This is a genomic window from Clostridioides sp. ZZV15-6388 (assembly GCF_020657755.1).
Lineage (GTDB): Bacteria > Bacillota > Clostridia > Peptostreptococcales > Peptostreptococcaceae > Clostridioides.
The window spans coordinates 109,271-133,570 of record NZ_JAGWCU010000001.1 but is presented as its reverse complement, the minus strand read 5'-3'; the positions used below and the strand labels follow the sequence as shown (position 1 = coordinate 133,570).

General features: G+C 27.7%; 26 protein-coding genes. 6 read left to right on the top strand and 20 right to left on the bottom strand.

Annotated elements, in window-relative coordinates:
• Positions 1–340 precede the first annotated feature (340 nt).
• A complete protein-coding gene (locus KGF48_RS00615) occupies positions 341–748 on the top strand; it encodes a helix-turn-helix domain-containing protein (protein WP_227839626.1) in 408 nt (135 codons plus the stop codon).
• A gap of 231 nt (positions 749–979) precedes the next feature.
• Here KGF48_RS00615 and KGF48_RS00610 read toward each other — a convergent pair whose 3' ends face one another.
• A complete protein-coding gene (locus tag KGF48_RS00610) occupies positions 980–1,189 on the bottom strand; it encodes a hypothetical protein (RefSeq protein ID WP_227827249.1) in 210 nt (69 codons plus the stop codon).
• Between the two features lie 37 nt (positions 1,190–1,226).
• A complete protein-coding gene (locus KGF48_RS00605; RefSeq protein ID WP_227434281.1) occupies positions 1,227–1,436 on the bottom strand; it encodes a helix-turn-helix transcriptional regulator in 210 nt (69 codons plus the stop codon).
• Positions 1,437–1,734: 298 nt separating this feature from the next.
• Here KGF48_RS00605 and KGF48_RS00600 point away from each other — a divergent pair, with 298 nt between their 5' ends.
• Positions 1,735–2,154, top strand: coding sequence for a helix-turn-helix domain-containing protein (locus tag KGF48_RS00600; protein WP_227839625.1), 420 nt, complete (start codon positions 1,735–1,737; stop codon positions 2,152–2,154).
• Positions 2,155–2,381: 227 nt separating this feature from the next.
• Positions 2,382–2,837 (top strand): hypothetical protein, encoded by a 456-nt coding sequence (locus KGF48_RS00595; RefSeq protein WP_227434279.1) that lies wholly within the window; start codon positions 2,382–2,384, stop codon positions 2,835–2,837.
• A gap of 169 nt (positions 2,838–3,006) precedes the next feature.
• On the opposite strand, the gene KGF48_RS00590 is transcribed toward KGF48_RS00595, so the two are convergent.
• The 18 genes from KGF48_RS00590 to KGF48_RS00505 form a co-directional block, all read right to left on the bottom strand.
• Positions 3,007–3,804, bottom strand: coding sequence for an N-acetylmuramoyl-L-alanine amidase (locus KGF48_RS00590; protein WP_227867643.1), 798 nt, complete (start codon positions 3,802–3,804; stop codon positions 3,007–3,009).
• Between the two features lies 1 nt (position 3,805).
• Entirely contained in the window at positions 3,806–4,069 is a 264-nt protein-coding gene (locus KGF48_RS00585; protein WP_227839623.1) for a hypothetical protein, read from the bottom strand.
• A 253-nt stretch (positions 4,070–4,322) separates the two neighbouring features.
• Entirely contained in the window at positions 4,323–4,676 is a 354-nt protein-coding gene (locus tag KGF48_RS00580; RefSeq protein ID WP_227839622.1) for a CD1375 family protein, read from the bottom strand.
• 17 nt (positions 4,677–4,693) lie between these two features.
• A complete protein-coding gene (locus KGF48_RS00575; protein WP_227867642.1) occupies positions 4,694–9,874 on the bottom strand; it encodes a chromosome condensation regulator in 5,181 nt (1,726 codons plus the stop codon).
• Positions 9,875–9,895: 21 nt separating this feature from the next.
• Positions 9,896–10,882, bottom strand: coding sequence for a phage tail protein (locus KGF48_RS00570; protein ID WP_227839620.1), 987 nt, complete (start codon positions 10,880–10,882; stop codon positions 9,896–9,898).
• Entirely contained in the window at positions 10,883–11,581 is a 699-nt protein-coding gene (locus tag KGF48_RS00565; RefSeq protein ID WP_227839619.1) for a putative phage tail protein, read from the bottom strand.
• Positions 11,578–12,630: a baseplate J/gp47 family protein gene (locus KGF48_RS00560; RefSeq protein WP_227867641.1), complete on the bottom strand. Its 1,053-nt coding sequence runs from the start codon at positions 12,628–12,630 to the stop codon at positions 11,578–11,580. The genes KGF48_RS00565 and KGF48_RS00560 overlap by 4 nt, the downstream gene beginning before the upstream one ends.
• Entirely contained in the window at positions 12,623–13,051 is a 429-nt protein-coding gene (locus tag KGF48_RS00555) for a DUF2634 domain-containing protein (RefSeq protein WP_227839617.1), read from the bottom strand. Before KGF48_RS00555 ends, KGF48_RS00560 begins: the two co-directional genes overlap by 8 nt.
• Positions 13,051–13,377 carry a DUF2577 domain-containing protein gene (locus tag KGF48_RS00550; protein WP_227867640.1) on the bottom strand — a complete coding sequence of 109 codons (327 nt, stop codon included), beginning with the start codon at positions 13,375–13,377 and terminating at the stop codon, positions 13,051–13,053. The genes KGF48_RS00555 and KGF48_RS00550 overlap by 1 nt, the downstream gene beginning before the upstream one ends.
• A 15-nt stretch (positions 13,378–13,392) precedes the next feature.
• Positions 13,393–14,922: an NlpC/P60 family protein gene (locus tag KGF48_RS00545; RefSeq protein WP_413894778.1), complete on the bottom strand. Its 1,530-nt coding sequence runs from the start codon at positions 14,920–14,922 to the stop codon at positions 13,393–13,395.
• A gap of 280 nt (positions 14,923–15,202) precedes the next feature.
• Positions 15,203–15,625 (bottom strand): phage baseplate protein, encoded by a 423-nt coding sequence (locus KGF48_RS00540; RefSeq protein ID WP_227839614.1) that lies wholly within the window; start codon positions 15,623–15,625, stop codon positions 15,203–15,205.
• Positions 15,625–18,024, bottom strand: coding sequence for a hypothetical protein (locus tag KGF48_RS00535; RefSeq protein ID WP_227867638.1), 2,400 nt, complete (start codon positions 18,022–18,024; stop codon positions 15,625–15,627). The genes KGF48_RS00540 and KGF48_RS00535 overlap by 1 nt, the downstream gene beginning before the upstream one ends.
• Entirely contained in the window at positions 18,024–18,191 is a 168-nt protein-coding gene (locus tag KGF48_RS00530; protein WP_074080522.1) for a hypothetical protein, read from the bottom strand. Before KGF48_RS00530 ends, KGF48_RS00535 begins: the two co-directional genes overlap by 1 nt.
• Positions 18,192–18,217: 26 nt before the next feature.
• Positions 18,218–18,664: a phage tail assembly chaperone gene (locus tag KGF48_RS00525; RefSeq protein WP_227841956.1), complete on the bottom strand. Its 447-nt coding sequence runs from the start codon at positions 18,662–18,664 to the stop codon at positions 18,218–18,220.
• 87 nt (positions 18,665–18,751) lie between these two features.
• The gene (locus KGF48_RS00520) at positions 18,752–19,180 is read right to left on the bottom strand and encodes a phage tail tube protein (RefSeq protein WP_009896262.1); all 429 of its coding nucleotides are present in this window, start codon (positions 19,178–19,180) and stop codon (positions 18,752–18,754) included.
• A gap of 13 nt (positions 19,181–19,193) precedes the next feature.
• Positions 19,194–20,258: a phage tail sheath subtilisin-like domain-containing protein gene (locus KGF48_RS00515; RefSeq protein WP_227867637.1), complete on the bottom strand. Its 1,065-nt coding sequence runs from the start codon at positions 20,256–20,258 to the stop codon at positions 19,194–19,196.
• Positions 20,259–20,262: 4 nt separating this feature from the next.
• On the bottom strand, positions 20,263–20,703 hold the full coding sequence (locus KGF48_RS00510) for a DUF6838 family protein (protein WP_227867636.1): 441 nt from the start codon (positions 20,701–20,703) through the stop codon (positions 20,263–20,265).
• 232 nt (positions 20,704–20,935) lie between these two features.
• On the bottom strand, positions 20,936–21,376 hold the full coding sequence (locus KGF48_RS00505; protein WP_227839610.1) for a hypothetical protein: 441 nt from the start codon (positions 21,374–21,376) through the stop codon (positions 20,936–20,938).
• 468 nt (positions 21,377–21,844) lie between these two features.
• On the opposite strand from KGF48_RS00505, the gene KGF48_RS00500 reads away from it, so the two are divergent.
• The 3 genes from KGF48_RS00500 (at position 21,845) to KGF48_RS00490 (ending at position 24,219) form a co-directional block, all read left to right on the top strand.
• A complete protein-coding gene (locus KGF48_RS00500; protein WP_227434265.1) occupies positions 21,845–22,165 on the top strand; it encodes an XRE family transcriptional regulator in 321 nt (106 codons plus the stop codon).
• A gap of 82 nt (positions 22,166–22,247) precedes the next feature.
• Positions 22,248–22,754: a hypothetical protein gene (locus KGF48_RS00495; RefSeq protein ID WP_227839609.1), complete on the top strand. Its 507-nt coding sequence runs from the start codon at positions 22,248–22,250 to the stop codon at positions 22,752–22,754.
• 709 nt (positions 22,755–23,463) lie between these two features.
• Positions 23,464–24,219 (top strand): peptidylprolyl isomerase, encoded by a 756-nt coding sequence (locus tag KGF48_RS00490; RefSeq protein ID WP_227827479.1) that lies wholly within the window; start codon positions 23,464–23,466, stop codon positions 24,217–24,219.
• Positions 24,220–24,300 lie beyond the last annotated feature (81 nt).

The window sequence follows — 24,300 nt, the reverse complement described above, 5'->3', positions numbered from 1 at the left end:
ATTCTCTTTCTAATATCTATTCTTAGTATAATTTTTATATATTCTTCATTATTAGAAAATTATATTTTCATACCCAAGTATACTTTAAAAGTAATCTATAAAATATATTATTGAAACTACTTTATTTTCAATATCTACTTTTGCCTATTAAAAGATATCTATAAATCAAAATAAACCATATATTTTCAATTATAATATGTTAAAATCATAGTATGAGTATATTAATTTAAGCAAAATGTCATTTAGACTTTATTTTAGTAATTTTATAGAACAAAAGGAATATACCTCGATTTTTAATGTCATCTAGACTTTTATTTATGAAAAGAAAGGAGTGTGTTTCATGGATACTTTAGGAAAAAGAATTGCTTATTTGAGAAACTCCAGAAAACTTACCCAGCGTAAACTTATGGATATTTTAAAATTTGAAAACTTAGGTAAGTTTGAAACTGGAGGTAGGAAGCCTAATTGCGATATATTAATGTCAATAGCTGATTATTTTGATGTTAGCACTGACTGGCTTCTATATGGAAAAGAAAAAGTAAACTCCAATAATAGTGTTGAAGAAAATAAGGAAGATTATTTGTATAATCTACATGTAACTGATGATGAAATGATGATATTAAATCTCTATAGGCAATTGAATGAACGTGATAAAATAAAAATAGAAGGAATGCTAGAGTTTAAGATATCTGAATATAAGGAATTAGAAAAACATTCTCCTACTGATAGTAACGATAAACCAGTTTAAACATACATAATTTGATACGAATTTACATCATTTATAAAGATTCTTTTTTTGTGCTAAATTAACAACTAAAATATGGATATTAAGTTGCTCAAATAAACTATAATTTAATTACAAACACATTTATTGTAGTTAGATTAACATATCCATATTTTAGTTTATATGTTTTTTATATATTTTTAAAAATATTCTATCTCACTATGTAATTCTTTCTATCTCTAATTAATATATTATTTATGTCTTTAATTCTTCCAACATCTTTTTATATACAATTGTACATCCTTTGTAATTTTCCTCTCTAAGAAGGATTGAACATGAAGTAGAATATTTAGTTAAAATATCCAGTTTTTCCATGTTTAAACTTCGTACACCATTGAGAGCCGTAATAAAATCATCAATTGCTCTACAGCACTCTATTACTCCTTCTGAATCTAATTTACACATAATAATATGCCCCTTCTTCATATATTAGTTATTAATATTAATCTTCTTCTGAATATTCTATATTAAGCAATTGATAAATTGATGATTTATATTTTTTTCCTGTTCTTCTGCCATTTAAAATAGCTGACAAATAGTTTTCATTAACACCGACTTTTTTTGCTAATTCCCTTTGAGTCATGTTTAATTCAATAAGCCTTTGCTTGACCTGTATTCCCAAAAAAGGTATCCATTTTTTTCGAGTATCCATTTAATCAAGTTTCCTTTCTAAGTGGATTTATATTTAATTTTATTATTAAATTTATACACCTCCCTCTGTTTAGTATATTTTTTAAATATGTACAAATATTAAGTACATGAATTTATTTAATACTAAATAAGATTTTTTGATTACTTTGTGCTAAAATTAGGATGTAATTTCGTATCATTAAATTAATTATAAAGTCATTTTGACCTTAAGTCAATATTTTTATGTCATTTTGACCTTAAATTTGCAACTATTTATATTTTAAAAAGTCTTTCTGACATTAATTGAATGGAGAGTGTTTATGGATACTTTAGGAGAAAGAATTGTTTATTTAAGAAAAACAAAGAACCTTAAGCAATATGAATTAGAAGAAATGTTAAACTGTGATAATTTGAGTAAATTTGAAAGAAATATTAGAAAACCAAATTATGAGATATTAAAATCCATAGCTGATATATTTAATGTTTCTGTAGACTGGCTATTAAATGGAGATAATATATCACAAGAATCAAATTTAATTTGCGATTCCTCACCAAACTATCCATTTAATAGCATAAGTTCTGATGAAATAAAACTTTTAAAAAACTTTAGAAAACTAAGTGATTATGATAGAGCAAAAATAGAAGGTATGATTGAATTAAAACTTCATGAATATGAAAAAGAGAAAGACTTTGAAAAAACTGAGTATAATAAAAATAAAGATAAAAAAATAGATAAATAATTTTTATGTTGCTTTTGATACGATTTTACATCATTTCTTTGCTCTAATATTTTTATTTCATTTATTTTCTTTTTTATAGTTTTATGATAAAATAATTAGTATATTTTGCTTTACTTGAATGTAATTATTTATACAAAAGTCAAACATAATATAAATGTAGTAAATTTTTAGTTTCAAGTAATCTCTCGTTATTATAACTAAATATTTATTAAAATTAGGAGGATAAAATGGGCTTAAAAGACAAATTCGCGCAATCATTTGCTAGATCAAAAACTATGAGTGGCCCTGAGAAAAAGGCTAATGAAATAATGGGTAAATTACTTCTTAAGAAGGCTATATTACCTATCGTTTTAATGTTCGTGATAATAATCGCTGGAGCTATGCTGAAAATCAATTCTTGGGTTACACTTGGCATAAATTTAGTTATTGCTGTTGGTGCTTTCTTCTACATAAGAAATTCTAGTAAAAAGTATCAAAACTTTAAACCTTATGTTGGCAATTTGATTAGTTTAGAGAAAAAAGGTAAAAAAGAGTATGTTGCTATTATAAAACAAGGTAAATTACCAGTTAAATTACAAATTGCTTATGGTGGTGAAGACCTTGAGCATATTAAGAAAAATCAAATGGTTCAAATAAGTTATAATCCAGATGCTAAGATAGCTATTTTAGTTAACAGACAATAATTTTATAGTTTAATTATAAAAAGAGGTAGCATTTAATGCTACCGCTTTTATATTTGTTCATTTTTTTAATTTGTTTCGTTTTATTTAGTTTTCTAATTAAGCTAATTTATTCAAGTTTCCTATCTATTTGTTTTACACATTTATTTATATATATTTCTTTATTTATATTTTAATTATGCTTTTCTAAGTACTTTAACACAAGCTCAAAAGTTTCTTTTCTATCATTCCCAACAAATTCAATATATTTATCAGAATAATTTTTTACGACTTCAGTAGATTTTCCACCTATAGAAAAAATGTTTTTTGCCATTTTATTTTTATAGTCCTTTATATCAATTAATAAGCTTTTTTCTATATAAAATGACATTATGGTTGCAATTGCTTTATCAACTTCTCCAGAATATACTATTACATTTTCATAAGATTCCTGTAAGTTATCTTCTTCTTTTATATTTTTATTTAAAATGCCCTCTGCTATTAGTTTTGCAATTGTGTGTTTGCTTCTAATATAATAATCAGTGTCTACTTTACTGTCTACAAAACAAGTTTCGATTAGTATTGCTGGTGCTTTTGTATGATTAAGCCAGTATAGGTTTCTTATATCTTCTTTCGCTCCTCTATTTTTAAACACAGTTGAAAGTTTTGAGTTTACTCTTTTTGCATATATTTCTCCGTTATTTGTTTTATATATTGTTTCTGTTCCCATAGGATTTAGAGTTGTTTTATTTGCATTAAAATGGATTTGTACTGCTAGGTCTACATCTTGTTTGTTGGCTATTTGACATTGTTCTGATAGATATTCATTTGATTTGTCTATTTTACCAGTATATGTTGTTGCTCCTCCTAGTTTTAGCCATTTTACTATTAGGTCTGTTAGGATTCTGTTTTCTTTTCCTTCGTCTATATAGCCAACTGCCCCAGTTCCTTTTCCTGACAATGTGTGACCTGGTACTATTGCTACTTTCATATTATACACCTTCTTTTTGTAACATATCTTTTATATCAGTTACATTTTCTTTAATTTCCTCTACATCTATCTTCATTATTCCCATCTGTACAAGTATATTTTTATTTATTTCTTGTTGTTGAGTAGATAATTCTATAAAATTCTCTACAGTTTTTTTGTACATATCTCTATCTTCTTTTTTCTCTTCCATAGTGTTTTTAAATAGAAGAGCACATAATATCCCTATTGCCCCTAGACTACTCAATTCGGTTATTAACTTATCCATTATAGTCTCCTATCATCTAATTTTTTTATACTTACATCTTGAATTTTTACTATATTTTAATATCATATAGTACTCTATATTTTGACACTGCTACTTATATATTTAGTGTTTTAATTTTTTATTTCTTTTATAAATTAATTAAATCTATAAAATATTAATATAGCAAAAAATAAGTACAAGGTCTTGACTTTAGTAAGTAAGACCTTGTACTTTGCATAAAAAAAATAACTACTCTATAGTTATTCTAAGTTTACTATTCAACTGGTATTTCTAGTTCTTCACATCTAATTCTAACTTGTTCTCTAATTATTGTTGGTACCTCTTCTATAGTTTTCTTTCCTCTTAAAATTAATGCTACATATACTTCTACCATTCCACTTTCACCTCCAGATTTTGATGTATTAAATGCGCTTATACTGCGAACTTCATTGACAGGATTTTGACTTAATAACATCTCATATATTTCTGCATTTGCTATAAAGTTACTTGTTATATCATCATCTTGCTTTACTTGACCTGCACTTATGTCTGAAATATCTTTATATTGCATTTCTACTTTTCTACCTTGTTTGATTTGCTCTATTTTGTTTTTATCAAATTTAAACAATTTTTAACACCTCCATTTTAAGCTTCTGATTCGTTGTTTTCTGCATCATATCTAAAAATCATAGATGGACGTTTTATAGCTGTCCATTTATCTCCTTTTTCTACTATGATTTTGGGTTGAGCACTTTTTATGTTGGCTTCTTCTAATTCATAGATTTCTTGATAGCTTGAGTCTGATTTTTTGATTTCAACTAGCTTCATGTCTTTAAATAAATCAGATTTATTTATTTTTACTTGAACCTTGGTTTTATTTATTAATTGATATATAGGGTCTCCAAGATTTAAATCTTCTTCAAGCCCTCTATCTAGTGTAATCGTAATGTCTTGTTCATTAGATGTTGTATTGACTACCTTGTATATTCTATTACCTATCATAACATAAGAATCTTTAATTATAGAATTTCCAGTGCTCTCTTTAAAAATAAATAAAGAGGCATATAAATCATCACCTTTACAATAAGCTCTAAATAGTATCTTATTCTCTCCTATTTTAATTTTATCTGATGGCACTTCAAATGATATTTTTTCAGTAGTTAAATCATTTACAGATTTTACACTTTCACCATTTATAAGCAATTCTATTCTACTTATATCTTTATTAGGATCTTGTATTTTTATCTTAATTGATGAAATCGACTTTTCAGTAATTTCTATAGCAGCATTTGTTGTTCCTACTTCTGATATAATATATAATGTATTGTCTGTTGCAAGTACATCCTTTACTGTATTTACATCTTCAGAAATAGGTACTATAGTGAATTCTTTTAAAAATTCTACTGGTTGCTCAATTTTATATACATCTCTATTTTTTCCAGTAACCCATACTGAATTATCATTTTTAAGTACTAATATATGGTCACTTCCATAAGATTTTATTTCTCTTATGTCTGTCAATGCTTTTGTAAAGAATTTAATTATAGTATTTTCACTATCACTTCCTAATCCTAAAGTACCTTTATCATTATACCCTTGTACAAATAATTCATTGCCTGTAGTTACTACTAAAGTATAGTTTTTACCACAATGTACTTCTTTACAGCTAGATACAGTTGTAATTCTTTGTAATTCAGTAACTGGATTATTATGCCCTATACCTAATTGATACTCTGAGTTTTTACCAATAGACCAAAGACTATCATCAGATTTTATAAAGTAAGTAAAATTATCTCCACATGAAATATGTTTTACATCTGATACATTAATCTGTACAAATTCATCTACTTGATTTATAGATAAGTCTTGTAATAGTTCTCCATGATAGTTTGTACCACATCCATACATTGTTCCATCATTAAGCAATACAATAATATGAGTTTTAGAAATAGATACTTCTTTTATATTTTCATATGGAAGTTCAGTATAAAGGTCTCCTTTATATAAGTTTCCTAATACTAAGCCATAGTCTATATCTTTTGTAGTAGGTATAACTATCTTATTGTTTAGAAGTATAAAATTATGTCTATTTTTAATAGATGTTAAATCTCCCATTACAAAATTCATATGCTTATAATTAAATATTCTATTATCATTATTTCTACTATCATATCTATTACCAACACCTAATTGCCCATAATTATTTAATCCACAAATATATATATCATTAGTATCTTTTATTGCTATATTAGCATACTCTAGAGGAAGTATTTTCTTTACTCTTGTATTGGTTTTTATAAATGTATCTCTTTTTGCTACATCACCAAGACCTAATTGTCCATAATCATTAAAACCTGTACCATATAAGTCCCCATTATCACTTACATAATATCCACATCTATAATTCATTCCAATATCTTTTGCTTTTGATGCTATTTTTTTAATCTTCTCTGGAGTCTCACTTCCTGTACCTGCACCATTACTACATTTACCTGCAGTATATACATCCCCTTCACTTGTAAGTAAAAGTACTGCATTATTTCTGTTTGGTGCTACCTTTACCACATTTGAAATTGGAATTTCAGAAAATGCACTTTGGTTACTATTACTATTTAGTCCTAAGCAATAATCAGTATTTAGCCCTGTACTATATGCAGTATTATAGATTGTTATTATATAAGTATTTATTTCATTTGGTATAACTTCTTTTACATTTTCCATACATTTTATAAAACTATACTGGTCAGTAGTATTTCCCATACCTAGCTGTGAATTATTATTGTATCCACAACAATATGCAATATTTGTGTCTTTTACAATGAATGTTGTTGTATCTGAGCAGTATACATCTCTCACATTAGTTATGTTATTTACAGTAAATGTCAATACATCTGGATGATTACTTTCACTTCCCATACCTAGTTGCCCATGAGTATTTTCTCCACATGAATATAATGTGTTATCCTCTTTGATTGCATGTGAGTGAGTAGTTCCCAAAACAACATCCCTTATATTTTGTATATTTACTTTTGTAAATGTATTTCTATTTACTATATCACCTAGTCCCAATTGTCCTTTGGTATTTAATCCTGTAGAGTATAGTGTTCCATCATTTTTAATTGCAAATGTTGTGCTACCATCTATACTTGTTGATATTTTCTTTATATTATCAAGGTTTATTTGAGTAAACTTATTTCTATTTATTGTATCTCCCAAACCTAATTGTCCATAGTTATTATTTCCTGTGGCGTAGGCTGTACCATCATTTTTGACTATAAACATTGTATTTCTTGATGTTGTAATTTCTTTTATATCATCCATAAATATAAATGAGTTTGATTGTTCAGTTATATTTGTGAATTTTCTTATTGGTTCATTATTATATTCTCCTATGCCTAGTTTATTAAATTGATTTGCTCCTGTTACATATATATTGTTATTTTTATCTACTACTACAACAGTGTTATTTTTTACAATTATATCTTTTATGTCTTTTAACCCTGTATCATAATTACTTACACCATCTAGGCTTGTTATATTTCCAAATTCTCCATTACTGGCAACACCATCTCCAAGTAATTTAGAATTAGAAGATTTAATTATAAAATTGTTTCCTAAATTTGAGTTTTCACATCCTAAACTTGAATATCCTCTGTATCCTGTAAAATTTGAACCAAATGTTTTTGGATAACCAGTGATATATGTAGTTCCTTTTTTAATATATAGTATATTACTAGGATTACCAACTACCTTTTCTATGTCAGAAAAATCTGGACTTAGTACAAAACTATAGTTATAATTATCATTTGTTCTATCAACATATTTTCCATATCTAGAGAAATTGTTTATAGTAATATTGCTAGATTGTGTATTTGAGTAATTATGTAGTCCTGTTAAATAAACCTTTCCATTTAAATCAACAATTGCGCAACCATAATCAAAAGGAAATACATTAATTATCTTTGGTAGATCAACCAACTCTTGATAAGTACTAGATTGTGAATATGGTCTATACTGTTTTACTAATGAAATTCCATAATCACTACCATAAGTGTTAACACCAAGCTGAGCATAATTATTTAATCCTCTAACATATAACCTTCCTTCATGGTTTATCATATAAATAGAATAATTATATGAAGCTATTTTTTCTATATTAGCAATATTTTGCTTATATGGATAATTTGATTTTGAATCTATATTTGTATATATACGATTACCCCATCCATACACTTCTTTTGAGTGATTTAAAGCTATAATATAATCATTTTCTACAGAAAAATCTTTTACATTTTCTAGCTCAATTTTTGTAAATATATTTCTATTAACTTCATCCTTTAAACCCAATATCCCATAAGTATTTAAACCACATGAATATAATGTTCCATTATTCTTAAGCACAAAAGTCGAGTTTCCATTTCCCTTTATATCCAAAACATTATCTATATCTACCTTAGTCATAACTGACCTATTAATAGTATCTCCCAGTCCTAACTGTCCATTATTATTTAAACCACAAGCATATAATGTCCCATCATTCATAACAATAAACATATTACTATTTGTTAATTCTATCTTCTTATAATCTTGAAAATTATCACTTAACTTTACATTTAAAAATTCACTATTATCCTTTGTAACATACAAATAATCATCATTGACCAATAGACCTGAATAATTATCTAAACTTGAAGATTGTATCTTTGAAAACTCATACAGAAAAGTTGTATGAAAAAATGAACCAAGTTGACCTGCTAAATTACAGCCAGATACAAATATCTCTTTTAAACCATTTATTAAAAAGTTAAATTGAGAACCACACTTAATATCCTTTATATTTTCTACGTTAACCTTAGCAAAAGTATTTCTTGCTGCTACATCTTTATTGGCATTTGCTAGTTGACCATAATTGTTTTGTCCTGTACTAAATAGTGTATTATCATATTTTAATATCATAGTATGGTTATTTCCACAAGAAGCATACTTAACATTATTTATACTAGAAAGAGTAAATACAATTGAATTGTTATTATTTCCTGTACCAAGCTGACCAACTCCATTATATCCTGTAGTATACATAGTTCCATCATTTTTAATAAGAATTGTATGACTACTACCACACGCTATCTGTTTTACATTATCCATACCTTCTATTTTATTAAAAACACTCTTATTTAAAGTACTATTAATTCCCAACTGCCCACTTGAATTTAATCCACATGCATGTGCTGTTCCATCCATTTTTATGATAAATACAGATTGATTATAAGTTACTACATCCTTTACACTATCTATATTCACCTTAGTGAAAGTGGCTCTGTTGTTAGTATCACCTAGTCCAAGTTGACCACTTGAATTTAAACCTGCTGAATATAATGTTCCATCATTTTTAAGTATAAAAGTAAAGTCATAACCACATGCAACAGTTTTTACATCATCTATTGGTAACTTAGTAAATTCATAATATACTGTAGACTCAATTACACCTAATTGACCTACATTACTCGTTCCTGCTCCATATGCAAATCCATCTTTAGTCACTGCTACACTATGCTTTGAACCACAAGATACATATTTTACATTGTCAATCTTTACTTTGCTAAACATCCTTCTTTCTGATGAATCTTTTCCCACACCTAATTGAAAACCTATGTTGTCTCCACAAGCATATAAATTACCATCTGACTTTAAACCAAAGGTACTATTACTTATACCAGTAAAAAATTCTGCAAAATCATAATCATTATATCTTTTATCAAAATCATCAATCAATATGTTCTTATCGTTAAAATAAGCACCACGTTGTAAAAGTTTATTTTGCTTCATTATCAGAACTCCCCCCTTTATTTATCTTATTTCATATGAATACTTATTTAGAGTTATATCTTTTTGTTCTTTTAAATAAGTATTACTAGATTTTGTCTCAACAAAGTTATTATCCATCTCATGTATATATCTAACTCTATTTGCACTAAATGGCAATACCACATCTCTAAAAATCACATTACCCATTTCACCTGTTATACATTTTCTATTTAAATCTAACTTAAGTCCTTCTATAGCTACTATGTTATTTCCATTTGCTAATGTATCATACCAATAACCAGCCTCATCTACAGTTACTTCTGACTCTAATTCTAGGTATATTAATATATCTAGCACTTTTTCAGATAATTTGTTATAGCTATTTTTTAATACTGATATATCAGTTTGTATTTGACCACTTATAACATCATCAAAAGATATGTTTTCTATTTTTTTAACTACCTCATTTATAGCTCCTGATAAATCTTTGGAATCTGTAGTTAATATATTTACATCACCAATGTTTACTTTTATTTCTTTTATATTCTTATCAAACTTATCATCTAAATCTTGAATATCCTTTTGAGTTACAAAAACCAATGTAGGGTCTACTTCTAATGTAATATTTGAAGTATTAGACAGCTGTAAAATCATCTTTACAACTAAATCTTTAATACTTCCATCTTCAGCACGTGGCTTATACGTCTCTGGATATTTGCCTATAGCTATTATATTATTTTCATTATCCAAAACAGCAGCTTCTCTTATCATAAATCCACCAACTGTTCCTGGTAAAATAGTCTCTATAACTATCCAATTAGGATTCTTCTCATCAATTCTTAGAGAATTTATATTTCCTTCCCAAACTACATTTTTTAAAGCAGTTTGCTCTTCTGTCGGCTCATAATATTCTCCATTACTATCTCCAACTTGAAACTTGGTTAATCCTACAAGCTCTCCTAGTGCAGTCGCATTTGCTATTTTTTCTCTACCAATTTTGGTTAATATTATATAAAACTTTTCTTCCAACTATACCACCTCCGATTTAGGATAAACTATTACATTTTCTACACCAGTATTATTTGCAATAGCTATATTAATCTTACAATTACTCTCAATACATTTAATACTTAAAGGATAGACCTTTATTTCTTCTCTACTTATCATTCCAGCTCCGCAATTTACAACAGCGCTACACTTTATAATTGGTTCAAAGTATGGATGAACTTTTACCTCTTCACTGCACACCATCCCTCCACCACAATAAACCATACTTTCATCTAATATTATAGGCTCTAGATAATGTAACAAATGCGCAGGCTTTACCTTTTCAATCATATCACTACAATCTAAAAGAGTTTTATAGTCACAATTATTTGCTATAAAACTCAGTACGAATGTAAACTTATCACTATAAACTTTTATATCTGTTTCTGATTTTGTATATGCCTCACAGATACTTTTTATAACCTCAATAGTACTAGTACCTCTGCTTCTCATTTTGGCTTTTATATTACTACGTCTTGTATTAAAATCAAGGTCTTTTTTTTCAATGCAGAGTATATCTTCCCACATATCTAGTCCCCATGTTGCTGTATCAACAAATAATTGGTTAAAAGTATCATCAATATCTTCTTTAAGAATATTTAATTCTGTATCATATGCACCTTGTATCTCTTCTACAATGTGATTTCTATCAAATGATGGTAGTTTATCAATTAGTTTCATTGATTTTCCACCTCACTAAAATCAACAGATGTTACACTTGGTATTTTGTCCTCATTAATAGTTATATTGTCTGTACTTCCATTTATAAGTAAATTGCTTAAATCATGTACACCAGTAGTATTTATAAGTATTCCCATGACTTTCGTATAGATTATTTCCCCTCTAATCTCTCTAAAATACGAATTTATACTTTCTAAGAAAGATTCTTTGACATTATCTAATGTATATCCATCTTCTAGTTTCATCACTGCACTTATATTTATTTCTATTGGTAATGGTGTTGTAACTGTTACAGTTGGCCCAATAGGTTTTTCTTCATCTATATGTTGCTGACATCTTTCAATTGTTTCTGTATCAACAGCCTGATTGTTTTTCCCAAATATCAAAACTTTAATTGTTCCTGGACCACCCCACCTTGGATAAACCTTAACATTATAGACTCCATCTACCTCTAAAGCCCATTCTTCATAGTGAGCTTTATTTCCACTTGTAGCTTTATTTTTCTGTATTTTATAAAATCTTTCTTTTAATTCTTCATCTGTCTCTATATCTGTACCACCTTCAAAGCTTTTAGTGTTAATAATCTTTGTTACTCCAGATATGTTATCAACTAATTTAAATTCACAATTTGTAGGTAGATTATATCTCTTTCCAACTTCTAGAGCTTGAACTGGACTATTATCACCTTCTTCACTACCAATAGTTACATCTTTTATTACTACAAATAGTAAATCTCTATATGATATTACTGTGCCATTAGTTATTACAGTTCCTTTCTCTCCAATAAATTCAACTTCCCCATTTGACTCTGTTCCCAACTTTCTATATACACCAAATTCATTAACTCTTTTATCAAGAAATTGGTTATATGTGTCTTGTATAAAAGCCATTTTATGTATTTTAGAAAGTTCTATATACATTTTTGCAAGTTCTAGATTATTTCCAGATACCATGTTGTTTATAAAAGAACCCTCACCTTTATAAATATCAAGCTTAATATTTTCAAGAGTTCTATTTTTTATTATTTCATATGTCTGGTCACTATACATTTAATTCCACCTCCCCATAGATAGTGGATACTTTTACATTTGCACTCAATATGTCTCTGTTAAAGTTAGCATTTTTTACATTTACTTCTAATATATATGGATTTATTAAAAGAGCTTCTTTTATAAATCTACTAGCTTCACTTTCTGTAAGACCTTTTGTATACTTTTGTCCTATAAGTTCTGAAAGCTCTGTACCATACTCTAAAGAGTATATCTCATGTTCATATCTATTTGTTTTTATACACTTGTATATCCAAACTTTTAAAGCTTCTTTTTTTTCAATTATTTTAAAATCACCTTTTTCTAAAATAGGTTCATCTTTTTCAAAATCCCATGCCACTTCACGAAAGATTGGTAACTCTTCAGTTTTAGGTAAGATATAATCTTCTGGGACACCTATAAAAGGGAATATTGTACTCATTATAAGCTCACCAACTTACTTACAACAGCAAATTTTTCGCCTATTCTAAACATTATTACCATATCTCCAGATTCAAAAGTATCTATAAATGGATTTTTTACTTCATGTTTGTGTTCTTGATTGGTTTCTGTATCAAATGATTCTATCTGTCTATCAAGCATCCAACTATCTATCAAAATATCTTCTTTTTCTAATATGATGTTATTTGTCTCTATTTTTAAATCTGGTAATTTATTTTCAATTTTTCCAATAAAAAAAGAAGGTTGGTTATGATACTTTCCTTCTTCTCTCATTATTCCTATAAATTCATTTATTGGATTAGCCATTATATCACCATCCTTTTATAATACTCTCCTAGCTGTATTAAAATCTTTTCTACTGCTTAACTTACTTATTTTAACTACATCACCTTTTTTTGGAGCATGTAAAAACTCTCCATTGCCTATATATAGTCCAACATGGCTGACTGGATTATGAAAAAATACTAAATCTCCTGCTTGAAGATTTTTTTGTTCTACTTTCTTGCCTTTTTTAGATTGTTGATTTGACGTTCTTGGTAAACTAACATTAACTTTTTTAAAACAATAGACCATTAAACCAGAACAGTCAAAACTACTTGGTCCATTTCCACCCCATTTATAAGGTTTACCTAGATGTTTTTTTGCTTCTGATATTACTATTTTAGCTTTATCAGATACATTACCAGAATAACCACCAATAATAATTTTTCCTTTTCTTCTTCCAAATTTACTAGCTTCTTCAACATTTCCAAATAAAATATCTATGTGGTATGTTCCATTCTTTTCTATGGTTATTGCAGGTCCTACATCATTTACTTTATAGACTCCATCACGACCAGAAACTCCTGTAATTACCTGTATTTCATCTCCATAGTTCAATAGAGGATGTTTATTTAAAAACTCTTTTGTATAATAAGTTTGCTCATATTTACCAACCATAGGAGCAGCACAAGTTTTTTTAGATGGGTCAAGTTTTTTCTTTCTACAATCTGTATCTCCACCTTCTTCTTTTCTAGGACAGTAAGCTGTAAATTCTGCTGTAAACTCTTTTCCCCCTGTATAACCTTCTCCTCCTAAATTACTTTCTTCCTTAGGTTCATCCTGTCCTGCTGATTTTTCATCCATAAGATTTTGAAAATTAAGTTCAAGTTCAATTTGATACTCTCCATTTTGCCAGGTATGCTTATCTGTATCTATATAAAATAGTCCTACAAGCTTTGTATAAGAATCTTTAACTTTTACCCCTCTACCAGTTATACAACTTACATCTCCATAACCTTTAAGAGAACAGCTTTTTTCTATACCTTTAAACTCACTATCCACATCTACATCTTGATTCTCTTGTTTCTGAATTACTTTTTGCATTATTACATTTACTTCTTTAAAAATTTCATTATCTATTTTTTCACTAATTTTACTTCCATACTGGTCTACTACTATTACCTTATTTTTTACATTTTCCATACTCTCTGAAAAGGTGGTATTTATAATATTAAATCCCTCTTCAAACATAACACTTAATGTAACAGTTCCTTTTTCAATAACATTAAACTTATCTAAATTGGCTTCTATCATATACTTTTTCTTTGTCTTTTTACTTGCCTCTGTATATGCACTCATTATCGTGTCATATCCATTTACTCCTATAAACATCTTAGTATACTTAACATTAGTCTTTGCTATTGTACCAACTGCAAGCTTATTTTCAGCAAATACTTGCTTTGCTATATCTTCAACTAACTTGTCTTTAAAATTGTATGACACTTCACTTTGTGTAAGTAGAAATCCCATATCTTTGGATACAAAACTAATTTCATTACTACTTGAATCTTTAGACCTATTAATTATCATTCCTCTAAAAAGCTCTTTCTCATCTAAATAAAAACAAATCGTACTAGCTATTGGTATATCTATTTGTTGAAAATTCACATCAAAAGAGGATTGGATTATTGAAAACTCTAGAGTTCTTGATGGAGATTTATAATCACCTGACCAAGAAACTTTATCTACTATATCAGTTATATCATATATACTTCCATTTTTTATGTGTACCCAAATTTTAATAATAAAAATCACCTGCCTTTTCATTTAACTCTATCAGCAGTTATTTACAACTTATTATCCATAATAGCTATTTTTTTGGAGTTACTTTTGGTATTTTTATTCTCTTATATTCTTTTAAGTCTAATGTAAAATACACATCTCTAGTCCCATCTCTTTCTTCATAGCTAAAACCCTCAATTATGACCTCCATATTTATATTTGTTTCTGTAATTATAAATCTTAATATAAGCCCTTCATTCATCCATTTTTCAATCTTATTTACACAGTCATATGGTGATGGAAAACCTGTATAATCACAGAAAGTATAGTCTTTATTTGGAAAAAAACTTGATATTGAAATACTTTTAAGAGCTACACCTCCAAAAGTTGCTATTTCACCTATTTTGAGTATACTAGAAGAGTTTACAGCAGCTTTTCCATTAATACTAAAGGAAGATGGAAATACTGGAAATCTAAATCTATCTTCTGCTTGTCTAAGCCATATTTCCATTATAATACACCTCCCAATTGTGCCATTTTTATACTTGAAACTAATTTTGATGTAACTTTTTCTATATCAGCTTCTTCTCTAATTACTATTGTGTCAGCTAATTTTGCTATACTTATATTTCCACCACTTTTTCCACTTCTATATTGATTGGCTTCTTGTTTAGTTAATACCATTTCTCCCTCATGAAGCCTTGTTGGATAGTCATTGTAAGGTACATAATTTAATCCAAATGCATTATTACCAGATTTATTTGCACCTGAATTCCAGTCATCAATTATAGACCTAACTGTATCAATAATTGGATTTTTATTAATTTTATCAATTAAATTTTGCCACCATTTACAAACGTCTTTTATAATATTACATATATCATTAAATAGACTAAAAATTCCCCCTAAAACTGGTTCTACAATAATCCAAGCATCCTCTAAAAGCGGTCCTATTGTTGCCCAAACTGTTTCCCAGATAACACCTAGTGTCTGTATAAAGTTATTTATTTGGGGAGCATATTCACCTAAGAAAGTAAAAATTCTTGTGATAATAGGACTAACAGCCTCAACTACAGGCCCGATTAGTTGAAATGCCGTAGTTACTATCGTTCCAAATATACTTATTAACCCTTGTGCAACTGGTGATTTATTGTTTATATTGTCTAGTAAATTATTTACTAAGTTTACTACTGGTAATAATGAATCTATCAATGCAGTAAAGTCAATATTTTGTAATAGTGTACTTCCTGTATTAACAATTGCTTTTGGAGCATTCCCTATCATTGTTGCTGCATGATTCTCAAAATTTTCTTGTTTATTTTCAGCCATCATTTTTCGCTTTTCAACTGCATTAGAAATTCTATATTCATTAGAATCAGAAAACTCTTTTCCACTTTTCATACTTCTAAACTGCATTTGGTCATATTTATTACCAATAATCACCTTACCATTCATTACATTGCCTATCTTACCAGCCATTTTTTCAGATAAACCAGCTAAATTTCCTAATCCACTCTCTATAAAATCTTTTATTTTACCTATTCCTTGACCTAAAATATCATCGAAAGGTTTAACAATACTCTTCAATCCATTATTAATACTTGTTTGAGCACCTGCTATTATACCTGGTATTGTATTACTCATTTCTTTAGCTAATCCCATCTGCTTTATACTTATACCTTCCAATGCTTCATCAAAAGTTTTATAATTTTCTCCTACCAAAGTATTAAGAGATTCCATATTACCCTTTGCTGCACTTAAAAAAGCTGCTGATACATCTTGTGTGCTACTTGTATCCATATTTAAAGCTCTAACATCTACCATAGCCTGAGTTATATCTTCTTCTTTTTTACCCCCAGTAATATTACTAATCATTTTAGCTTTAGTTCCCATTGCAACAACATCTTCAGGATCAAAAGGTGTATCATTTGCCAGATCTACTAAACGATCATAATACTTATCAACATCTTTTTTACTAGTACTCCCAGTATTTCTTTTCATTACACTTTCTAGGACAACTTTCTGATTTTGCTCTTGACCAAGTAAGTCAACACCCTTTTTCACAGCAACACTTATAGTAACACCATTCGTCAAATCTGATATCTTCCCTTTTATAGAGCTAAGTATTCCACTCGCCATGTCCTTTACAGCTATTGCACCGTTCCATACCTTACCTGCAAACAATCTTAACTTAGGAAATACCCTACTTATAATACTACTTGCCATATCCTTTATAGCTATTACACCTCTCCAAAGCGAACCTTTAAATAACATTAATTTAGGTAAAATTTTTCCAATAATACTACTTGCCCTATCTTTAAGATTAACAATTCCTTGCCAACGATTTTTAGTCAGTTGTTTTAATTGTTCTGAAAGACTATGTGCTTTATCGATAGCTTTCTGTACACTAAAACTTTCTATCTTTAACCTTATATTAGATGCAAGACTTTTTAAGGATCTTATTTTTGAATTAGTTTTTTCTATTACATTATTCTTAACTCTAAATATTAATGTAATTATAGGATTTGAATTAAACTCATTTTTCTTTTGAATCAGCTTACTAAAATAATCAATACTCATAGCTATAGTTACTGCTAGTCTCATAATACTTCCATTTAAACTTCCAATCGTTCCTGAAGTAGCATTTATACTAGAACTTAACTTTGTCATAGTGGAACTTGCACTACTAGCAGTAGTCTGAACTTTTCTTAAAGAAGAATTCAAACTATTTAATCTACTACTTGCACTTCCAATAGAATTTTTTATACTACTAGCCATCACATTAGTTGAAAGTGAAACCGCCACAGTTGCTCTTCTAAAAGTATCCGTTACTGATATAATTTGATTCATCTTTGGAGTGTAATTATCTGTAAGATACATATTTATACCTTCTTCTCTTACATTACCCACTATATACCACCTCCCGTCAAAGGACAAACTCCATATCCATGCTTCATTTTCTCAACTTCTTCCTCAATTTCTAAGGCGAAAAAAGCTTCAATAAGCTTTAATTCGCCTTTATCCATTGCATAAAAAAGGGACGGTCTAATACCTTTTTTCTTCCAATAATAATACATTATTGTAGTTTTAGTATCCGTCCCTATTAGTTTTTTACCTCTTCTATTACTGCATTTTTACCATAACCCATTACATCTTGAAGGATTCTATATAAATTAGTAATTTCACCTGGTAACAATAGCTTTCTCGCTAATTCCTTTGGAGTTGGAGCCTTAAATTTATCCATTAACTCCTTATTTTTAAATAAAAGATTTCCATCTAAATCACATATACCTTCTATAACTGTAAGCATCTGCATTTCTGGCAAATCTATATCTGTTTTCATGTTTTCATCAATTTTAAGACATGTATTTTGTATCTCTTCATCTTTACTTATTGTCAATGCTCTACACATTACTTTAAACTCTTGGCCAAATACATTAGATAGTCTTTTTAGTTCAACTATAGTACTTGGTCTTTCTAAATTTTCTGTATCTGCATTTAAAAGTAAGTCTACTATATTTATATTTTTTTGTAATCCATTTTCACTCATTGTTATTTACTCCTTTATCAATAAATTTCTATTCACTGACTATTTATATTTATTAACTATCTATACTTATCAACTCTTCACACAAAACTAAATTATATCAAGAAAGTCATACTCAGTAAATGTAAAAGGAGCTTCTATTTCTCCCTTTACTCCAACTTCCCAATCAGCTAAAGTTAAATCATCAAAAGCTATATTTTTTACTGCTATTCTTTCCGCTCCATAAGAATCTGGGTCATTTAACTTAGATATAGCTACAAATCTAGGTTCAGAACCTCTTTTTATTTTCTCTCCAATTAACTTATGCATTCTTGAGCTAACATGATATAAAGTTATTGAGCCTTTCCCTTTATATCCCATATACTTCGTATCAGTTCCCATTTGACCTGCTATTATAATATCTTCTTTTGTAAATTCCATCTTTGCTTGAAATTTCTTTACTTCCGCTACTTTATCTCCATCAAGCCAAAGTTCTCCCCAAGTACCACTCATTACATTTCTAGCTTCCATATTTGCCATATTAACAATCCTCCTATATTTCTATTGATAAATCTATATCTTCCATAGCATCTAGTGCTTTTATTGTTGCTTTTAAAAATACTTTAGAGCCAGTATTAGCTTCTTTTATTTCTTGTGAAGTCATATAAGATAAATCTATTCCCTTTGATTTCAGATACGATTTTTGTGCTTCAAAATCTATTTCAACAGTAGAATTGGACTCTATAAGAGCAGATTTTTCTAGTTCTTCTAAATAACTTTTTATAGATACTATTAATAGACATTTATTATCGTAACTATTAGTAACTTTTCCTATATAGTCATCTATAATTACCTTTCTTATATCACTATGTATAATATCCAAAGTGTCAACTATCTTGATTTTTTGGAACATCTCTCCTTTTTCTTCAGTTAAATCAGTTAAAGAATTTATTCCTCTAGCAATTCTTATAGCTCCAGCTTCTTTAATAAGGATAAGCTCTCCATTATTAACTTTTGACTCTGCATCGGCTTTAGTACTTTTAGGTATATCAACAACATCACTAAGCTTAGTATAAGTTATTGATTGACTTAAAGGTGTCCCTGTTATAATACCAGCTATCCTACTCGTAAACTCATCAGCACTATACTTCTTTGTTCCAACTAGTGCATCTTCTGTAGTAAAATTAATTATTCCCTCATGATTTCCTGCAACTTTGCCCAATATAGCTTTAACTTTAACTTTGTCTGTATCTCTAAGTTTAATTATCCAGCTTTTGATAACAATCTTATCAGCTTCTATTGCTTTAGGCATACATAAATAATTAAATTCTTTAGTTTCTAAAAAGTCTAAGGCACTTTGAACCTCTTCCTCTTCTCCTAACACATAAACTAATACTTTATTTGGTGCATTGACATTTCCCATCAAAGCCATATTTATATAGTCTTTATTTTCAGCAGATAAATCAGCTGGTATATCTTCTTTTTCATGTATCTCATTGAATCCTAGTGCTTTGGTATCTTTAAGCACTATTGCAATTATTCCTCTAGCTGAACGCTCTTTAACAGTTGTAGCTAGCTCCTTAAATGATATATTGATACTTGGTAATCCTATAGCCATACTATCACTCTCCTAAGTTTAAATTTATTTCTTCCATATTTTCATATACTTCTTCCTCATATATACTATCAAGAAAGTTTAATGTAATTGAAAAGTTCAATGTATAAATTGACTCTTCTTTTTTAATACTTTGTTCAATTTTAGTTATATTTAATTTTCTATTTCTTACATTTACAGTTCTATTAAATAGTTTATCAAGTTCATCTGAAACTTCATACATTCTTATATTATTTGATTGTGGTCTTGGTAAATATTTTATAGACATAACAACATCTTTGTTGTTTGTCTTTAACATTATGGGTGTACAAAGAGCTGATACCATACTTACAAAAAAACAAGACCCTTCAGAGCCTTGCACACTTTCATCATCAATAAAAATACTTTCATCAAAACTTTTTTTAAGTATATCAATAATTGTTTCTAATATTTCTTTGTATTTAAGCAAATAATCACCACTCTATCACTAAATATTTTTTTACTTAATGTGACAATCTTCTTATGAGTAGCATAAGTAATTTTTAAAGATACATCTAATTTCTATATTTTTAGGTAATATCATATTTTTCAATTCCTCACCTCCCTCACTATAGATTTCTTTCACAATAACATTATCTCACATATTTTAGGGGCTGTTGTTGCTATAATGTGTATAAAGTGTTGTAAAAGTGTTATGTTTTTTATAATATTTCACTTAGCTTACAAATCATCTTTTTCTTTAAGTTGTAGCAAGAAGTTCTATCTAAATGCAATTTCATAGAAATATAGGTCATGTTATTTTTTGTCTTACTATTATAGAATAGATTAAAAAATTCCATTTCCATATCATTTAGACAAGTTAAAGCATTTTCTATTTTTTCCTTTTCTATTTCTATATCATCTTTTTCTATTTTTAATTTTCTTAATCTCTCCTCTTTTTTTACAACTTCATTTTCAACAGAAGAGCTTATATTATATGTAGTACTAGTCTTTTCAGTATAAACTACAGCTCCACATCCAAAGTATTCATTTTCACATCTTTTTATATCTAGGTTAATATTCTTTATTTTTACATCCAAATACTTGTAATTATGTAATCTTTCATCTATTTCCTTAAGTAATATATCTTTTTTATTATCCATTATATTTCTCCTTTTTATATTTTATTGTCTTTAGCTTTAACTTTATAATGATAGTTTATAATCAATAGTATTATTGCAAATTCCACAATCTTTAAAGAACATTTTGTTCTATATATATTCAAAAAATTTTAGCTATATTTTGTTCTAAAATAACAGAATTTTTTTATGCAAAATGAATCATAAATTTTTATGTTTCTTTCTATTCTTGATACATAATTATTTGTAATTCCTACTTTTTTCAAGTTTAGCTTGTGCCAGACTGATAGACTCTCTGTAATCTTTTAAATTATTTTTAAACATGCTTTTCTCCTCCTAGTATAATTAAGAATATTTTGTTCTTATCTATTACCATTATATAGAATTGTTTGTTCTTTATCAATATTTTTTAGAAAAAATTATTCTTTTTTCTTTTATTAGTTTTAATTTTTAGAACAATTTGTTATAATTTATACATAAGGTGGTGTTATAATGTTTGCCAAAAGATTAAGAGAACTTAGAAAGGAATTTGGATTTACTCAAAGAGAACTTGGTGAAAAAGTAGGAGTTTCTCAAAGAGTTTTAGGATACTATGAAACAGAAAACAGATTTCCTGATGAACATATTTTAAATAAATTGGCTGATGTATTTAATGTATCAGTTGATTACCTTCTTGGAAGAACCTTGGTTAAGGAAAATATTGACACTGTTGCGGCACATAGAAAAAATCCACATGAAGACTTGCCTGAAGAAGCTCAAGAACAACTTAATGATTATATAGAATTTTTACTAAATAAATATAAAAAAAAATAAACTATATAATGAGCAGATTTATTTCTCTGCTCTTTTAATATAACTTTTCATCAAACATACATTCTATATTAGGGGGATTTTTATGAATAATTTGGATAAACTTTTTGAATTAGCTTCTCAAGAAGAGATAGTAATTCATTATACCACTCATATTGCAGGTGACTTAGAAGGATTATATATAAACAAACATGGTACAAAAGTTATATCATTACTCAATAACTTAAAACAAAATACCAATAAACTTACATCCATATTAGCAGAGGAACTTGGACATCATTTCACTAGTTTTGGATACTATATATCCTCTTATAACGATTATTACACAAAAATCATTATAGACAAATGTGAAAATAAAGCTTTAAAATGGGCTTGTGAATTTTTAATTACAGAAGAAGATATAATAAATATAATTAATTCTGGTATTACTTGTGTTTATGAAATGGCTGACATACTTAATGTAGATATCAAATTTTTTCAAAAAAGATTGGAATTCTTATCATTAAAAAAACAAGCTTTACCACTTGGTAATAATAAATATCTTGTATTAACTAATTTGCCATATTTCTACATATTTGATCCAATTTCATAATAAAATGGTAGTGATTTTAATTGACTTAATAGCAAAAATCTATATATTTATTTTAGCAAATTTTGGTTTCTATAAACTCAATATTAATATATAATAATGATAGCACATTATTTAAAATTCTAAAAACAAATACATGCTTTTTTAAGAAAGGTTGTTTGATGAATGTATAAAGAAAAGTTTTTTGATAATTATTTTAAGTTCTTAGCACTATTTTTTTGGCCAATTATGTGGTATAAGTGGATAGTAATTTCAAATGGTACCCTTGAAAATACATTATTTACTGCTTATACAATTGTTGCAATTATTTACATCATTTTATATTCAAGATTTATAATAAAATATAAAGACATTACACAAATAGATTTCTTTTACAGGATAAGCACTTTACTTGCATTTATGTTTACTCTTTTTAGTTTTTTAATATATCCAAAGAGTTTACTTTTCTTGTATCTAAAGATAGTTTTTACTGGAATATATTTTTATTATTCAATAGTGAAAACACTTAAATTTAAACATGAAGAAGGAATAGTGGGAATTATGGGCTCAATTTTATTGACTGTAATCACCTTGTTCTATTAAATTTAAGTCTATTTGACTTAATATGACTTTAAATGTTAGACATCTACATCGTTTTCTGATATTATTTAAGTTGGTAGCTTTATATTAATAATGAAATACACTATAAAAGGAGTTAACTATTATGGAAAATATGGAAAAACAAGTTTTAGTAACAGTTGGAGAAAAAGAGATAACTAATATCGATATTGAAAATGCATTAAAATCATTAGACCCTTATCAAGCAATGCAATTTAAAACTGAAGAAGGAAAAAAACATTTATTAAATGATTTAGTAAACCAAGAACTATTCTTCTTAGATGCTAAGGAAGAAAAATTAGATGAAGAAGAAGTATTTAAATTAGAAATGAAAAAGATAGAAGCAAATGTATTAAAGCAATTTGCTATAAATAAAGTTTTATCTAGTGTTGATGTAACAGAAGATGAAAAAGTAAAATTCTTTGAAGCTAATAAGAGCTCTTTTTCTAAACCAGAAAGCGCAACTGCTAAACATATACTAGTAGATAGTGATGAAAAAGCTAAAGAAATACTTGCTCAAATAAAATCAGAAGAAATATCTTTCGAAGATGCTGCTATTAAACATTCTTCTTGCCCATCTAAAGATATGGGTGGTGATTTAGGAACATTCGGTAGAGGACAAATGGTTCCTGAGTTTGAAGAAGCTGTATTCTCTATGGCTAAAGGTGAAGTAAGTGAGCCAGTTAAAACTCAATTTGGATACCATATAATAAAGTTAGAAGACCTTCAAGAAAGTACAGAATCTACATTTGATGAAGTTGAAGCTGAAGTTGAAAAAAGTTTATTATACCAAAAACAAAATGAAGTTTATGGAAATAAAATAAATGCTCTTAACGCTAAATATGGAAATCTTGTAAAATACAACGACTAATAATAAAGCAACAGATAAAAAAAGCTGTCTTATCTATAATTCTTAGAAAAGACAGCTTTTATATTAAAGTTTAAGAATTTA